General features: G+C 59.1%; 5 protein-coding genes. 2 read left to right on the top strand and 3 right to left on the bottom strand.

Going from position 1 to position 4,502, the window contains the following annotated elements:
- The first annotated feature begins 194 nt into the window (after positions 1–194).
- Positions 195–1,457: an ABC transporter permease gene (locus tag L0H65_RS15205; protein ID WP_301459889.1), complete on the top strand. Its 1,263-nt coding sequence runs from the start codon at positions 195–197 to the stop codon at positions 1,455–1,457.
- A 6-nt stretch (positions 1,458–1,463) separates the two neighbouring features.
- On the top strand, positions 1,464–2,375 hold the full coding sequence (locus L0H65_RS15200; protein WP_301459888.1) for an ABC transporter permease: 912 nt from the start codon (positions 1,464–1,466) through the stop codon (positions 2,373–2,375).
- 104 nt (positions 2,376–2,479) lie between these two features.
- Here the strand turns inward: L0H65_RS15200 and L0H65_RS15195 are convergent, their stop codons facing one another.
- From L0H65_RS15195 to L0H65_RS15185, 3 genes are all read right to left on the bottom strand, one after another.
- Positions 2,480–3,418, bottom strand: coding sequence for an AEC family transporter (locus L0H65_RS15195; protein WP_301459890.1), 939 nt, complete (start codon positions 3,416–3,418; stop codon positions 2,480–2,482).
- A gap of 13 nt (positions 3,419–3,431) precedes the next feature.
- The gene (locus tag L0H65_RS15190) at positions 3,432–4,235 is read right to left on the bottom strand and encodes an MBL fold metallo-hydrolase (protein ID WP_301459887.1); all 804 of its coding nucleotides are present in this window, start codon (positions 4,233–4,235) and stop codon (positions 3,432–3,434) included.
- Positions 4,232–4,502, bottom strand: a 271-nt coding sequence (locus L0H65_RS15185; protein WP_301459886.1) for a TatD family hydrolase, incomplete at its 5' end; no start/stop codon positions are given. The genes L0H65_RS15185 and L0H65_RS15190, both read right to left, overlap by 4 nt.

Here is a 4,502-nt window from a genome sequence, read left to right as displayed (position 1 = left end):
GAACCTGCCGACCAGCCCGGATAACATGAAGAACGCCCTGTTCTCGGACCTGAGCTTCTGGGCCGATCACGATACCGAGCTGAACGAGCGTTTCAACGCCTGGCTGCTGCAATAAGCCAAGCGGGGGCGCGGCTTGACCGCGCCCCCCAAATCGCCCGAATGGGCAATCAAAACCAGAACAGGAACGCTCCCGCATGGCACAAGCCGAGACGCATGATCCGGGTGAACCGCTGCGAACCGTTGACGGGATGCCGTTGAAATCCGCGCTTGCCCGTGCCTCTCGTCGTGCCCGTATTCGCGCGTTTCTGCTGGTGGCACCACTTTTGGTCTTTGTTCTCGTCACATTTGCGGTGCCGATTGGGCAAATGCTGTCGCGTTCCGTGGTCAATGATCAGTTTTCCGCCAATATGCCTGCACTCGGCGAATGGTTTGATGAAAATGGTAAGGCCGACCCGGATGAGGCCGCCTATGCCGCCCTCGCTGCGGATTTGGCAACGTCATATGCCGACAAGACTGCCGGCAATGTCGGCACCCGTATCAATTACGAAATCGCGGGCACCCGTTCGCTTTTCACCTCGTCCGCGCGCAAGGCGAAAGATCTGAAACCGCCGTATAAAGAGGCACTCCTTGCCTTGGATCCGGGTTGGGGCAAGGCGGATCTTTGGGCGGCGATGCGCTCCGCCTCCGCGCGTGCGACGCTGAACTTCTATCAGGCAGCAGTGGACCGCAAGATCGGAGCGGACGGCAACTTTGAGACCGCCCCCGAAACCAACCGTATCTACATCAAGCTGTTCATCCGCACCTTCATCCTCTCTGTCGTGATCACCGCACTTTGCCTACTACTGGGCTTTCCGGTCGCGCATTTGCTGGCAGTGCTGCCGCTGCGCCACGCCAGCCTGTTGATGATTCTTGTGCTGCTGCCGTTCTGGACCTCGCTTCTGGTCAGGACGACAAGCTGGATGGTGCTGTTGCAAAGTCAGGGTGTGGTGAATGATGTCCTAGTCAAGCTCGGTTTGGTGTCAGACAGCAACCGCCTGGAGATGATGTATAACCAGACCGGCACTATCATTGCGATGACGCATATTCTGCTGCCGTTCATGATCTTGCCGCTTTACTCGGTGATGAAGACGATCCCGCCAGCCTATGCCCGCGCCGCCCGCAGCTTGGGTGCAACCTCATGGACAACATTCCGCCGCATCTATCTGCCGCAAACCGTGTCGGGCATCGGGGCCGGGGGGATTTTGTGCTTCATTCTGGCGGTCGGCTATTACATCACGCCTGCTTTGGTCGGGGGTGCCGATGGCACGCTGATTTCCAACCAGATCGCCTTTCACATGCTGAAATCGCTGAACTGGTCATTGGCGGCTGCATTGGCCTCGATGCTGCTGGCGGCGGTGCTGATCCTGTATTGGGCCTATGACCGCCTTGTCGGTATCGACAACATGAAACTGGGATAATCGGATATGGCACTTCCCGTCTACGCATCCCCGTTAGAGCGCGTCTGGTACTACACCTACCGCGTGATCTGCGCGCTGATCTTCATTTTCCTGATCGCGCCGATCCTGATCATCATCCCGCTGTCGTTCAACGCCGACCCCTATTTCACCTTCACCCGCGCGATGCTGCATTTTGATCCGGCAGGCTATTCGCTACGCTGGTATGATAACCTGCTGACCTTCGGCATGACGCTGCCCGGCGCGCTCCGCGATGGCGCCTGGTGGTCCGACGTTTGGCACAATGCACAGTGGGTACAGGCGGCGAAAAACTCGGTCATCATCGGCTTTTTCGCAACCATCCTTGCCACTGTCCTTGGCACTATCGCGGCGCTTGGCCTGTCACGCCCGGAAATGCCCTATCGCAAGCTGATCATGGCAATCCTGATCTCTCCGATGATCGTGCCGATCATCATCACCGCAACGGGTCTGTTCTTCTTCTACTCCGACATCGGCCTTTCCGGCACCTATTTCGGCGTGATCCTCGCCCATGCGACGCTTGGGATTCCCTTCGTCATCATCACCGTTACCGCCACCTTGATGGGCTTTGACCGCAGCCTTGTGCGTGCCGCGCAAAACCTTGGTGCCGGACCGGCGACGACGTTTTTCAAAGTGCAACTGCCGCTGATCACGCCCGGCGTCGTCTCCGGCGCGCTGTTTGCTTTCGTGACCTCGTTTGATGAGGTGGTGGTGGTGCTGTTCATCGGTAGCCACGCGCAGCAAACCATCCCGCGTCAGATGTGGAACGGCATCCGCGAACAGATCAGCCCGTCGATTCTGGCGGTGGCAACCATACTTGTCGCGTTCTCCATCGTGCTCTTGACGGTGGTGGAGCTGTTACGCCGCCGGTCTGAGCGGCTTCGTGGTGTGACACCCTCCTAAAGCCGCGCAGGCCAAACTCACCCGCCTCGCTAGGTTCTTCTTGGGTTAACTACCTGTCAGCAGCCTGCCAAACGACAGGTGGTTTGAGAATCCTACGCCAGATATCACGGCAAGAGATGCAGCCACGCCCAAGCGGTAACAATGGTTGCCGCCGTGGCCAGCAACACCGAAGACGCCGCAACCCGCCGTGCCGCACTATAGATATTGGCGTAAAGATAGGCGTTTACGCCGGGTGCCATTGCCGCCGTCACCACCGCAGACCGCATCTGGTCAGTGTTCAACCCAAACACAAAGCGCCCCAAACCATAAGTAATCAGCGGATGCGCAATCAGGCTGAGGCCGCAGACCATGGCGATGGTTTTCATATCACCTTCAGGCCGATACCGCACCAACACGCCGCCAAGGCCGAACAGTGCCGCAGGAATAGCGGCCCTTACCATCATGTCCACGGCCGACGAAACCGCTGTTGGCAGCGGCAACCCGGTCAGGTTCACTACAAATCCGCCAAGAATGCCAAGCACCAAAGGCTGGCTCAGGATCGCGCGCAAAATCTGCCGGAGGAGTGCGGCTTTCGCCATGCCTTGCCCACGACTGCGGACTGCTTCCATCAGGCTGATTCCGATGGCGTAAATCAAGGGTGAATGAATGGAGATAATGGCATAATTGCCTGCCAACGCATCGGCGCCATAAGCCCGCTCGGTGATCGGCAGACCAAGAAGCAGCGTGTTTGAAAAGCTGGCGACAAAGGCAATCGACAGCGCGTCTTTGGCATCGCGGGCGAAGAACACCCGCGCACCAAGATAGCCCAAAACCCCGGCCCCCAACGCGCCGGCATAAAAGCTGATCAGCAATCCGGGATCGAAGCTTTGGGCAAGATCGAGGCGGCTGATCGAGCGAAACAGCAAGCACGGCACCGCGAAATTCTGGGCAAACCGCATCACGCCATCAATCGCGCCCTCGTCGACGATTTTGCGCCACGCCGCAACATATCCAGCCCCGAGGATCAGGAAAACCGGCAGGATGACATCCAGCAGCGCGTTCACGGCAGCATGTTCATCAGGGGGCATTCAACTCGATCACCATCCCGTCAAAGGCGGGGGTTATATGATCGGCTGTCTCCGCTTCGACGGTCTCATAGTCGAGATCTATGTGCATATTGGTCAGCACCGCGCGTTTGGGCGCCGCGCGGGCGATCCATTCCAGTGTCTTGGCCAGATGCACATGGGTCGGGTGCGGCTTTCGGCGCAGCGCGTCGACGACCCACACTTCCAGACCTTCGACAAAGGGCCAGCTTTCAGGTGGAATTGCCACCACATCGGGCAAATAGGCCAAGCTGCCGATGCGGAAACCCAATGCGTCAATCGCGCCGTGCTCCACCAGAAACGGGTGGAGTACCACATTGCCTCCTGCGCCGGAAACCGTCACCGGCCCGTCCAGCAGATGGAGGTCAAGGATCGGAGGATAAGAAGAGCCTGGGATTTGTTCAAACACATAGCGAAAGCGGTCGCGCAGCGCCACTTGCGTCGGCGCGTCGGCCCAGACCGGCAAGCGGATCTTTGTGTTGAACACGATCTGACGCAGATCGTCGATGCCGTGGGTGTGGTCGGCATGGGCATGCGTGAAAACCACCCCGTCAAGCGTGCCGATCTCTGCCGACAGCAACTGTTCGCGCATGTCGGGGGAGGTGTCGATCAGTACGCGGGTTGTGCCTGCCTCCGTCCGCCGTTCAACCAGCATCGAACAGCGGCGGCGGCGGTTCTTAGGATTATTCGGGTCACAATCGCCCCAATGCCCGCCCAGACGCGGCACCCCGCCGGATGACCCACATCCCAGAATGGTAAAACGCAGTTTTGCCGTCATGGCGCTTTCGCCTTCCAGAACAGGCGGTCGAAATTCGCGGTTGTGGCGGCGGCAAACTCTGGCAACGAAAGACCGAACACCCCGGCACCAACGCGGGCGGTGTGTGCGGTAAAGCTGGGTTCATTGCGGCGGCCGCGATGCGGCGGTGGCGCAAGATACGGGCTGTCGGTTTCCACCAGAATTCGGTCCAGGGGGGCAGCGGCGAAAATCGCGCGCAGTTCCGTCGATTTCGGGAAGGCCGCAATGCCCGACATCGACAGATAGAAG

Origin of the sequence: Pseudorhodobacter sp., from assembly GCF_030452865.1 — a bacterium.
GTDB lineage: Bacteria > Pseudomonadota > Alphaproteobacteria > Rhodobacterales > Rhodobacteraceae > Pseudorhodobacter.
The sequence above is the reverse complement of the archived record's forward strand: the minus strand, read 5'-3'. Positions and strand labels throughout refer to the sequence as shown.

Excerpts from the sequence above, each read along its gene's own strand:
- L0H65_RS15205 (WP_301459889.1), top strand. The coding sequence starts at position 195 with ATGGCACAAGCCGAGACGCATGATCCGGGTGAACCGCTGCGAACCGTT.
- L0H65_RS15200 (WP_301459888.1), top strand. The coding sequence starts at position 1,464 with ATGGCACTTCCCGTCTACGCATCCCCGTTAGAGCGCGTCTGGTACTAC.
- L0H65_RS15190 (WP_301459887.1), bottom strand. The coding sequence starts at position 4,235 with ATGACGGCAAAACTGCGTTTTACCATTCTGGGATGTGGGTCATCCGGC.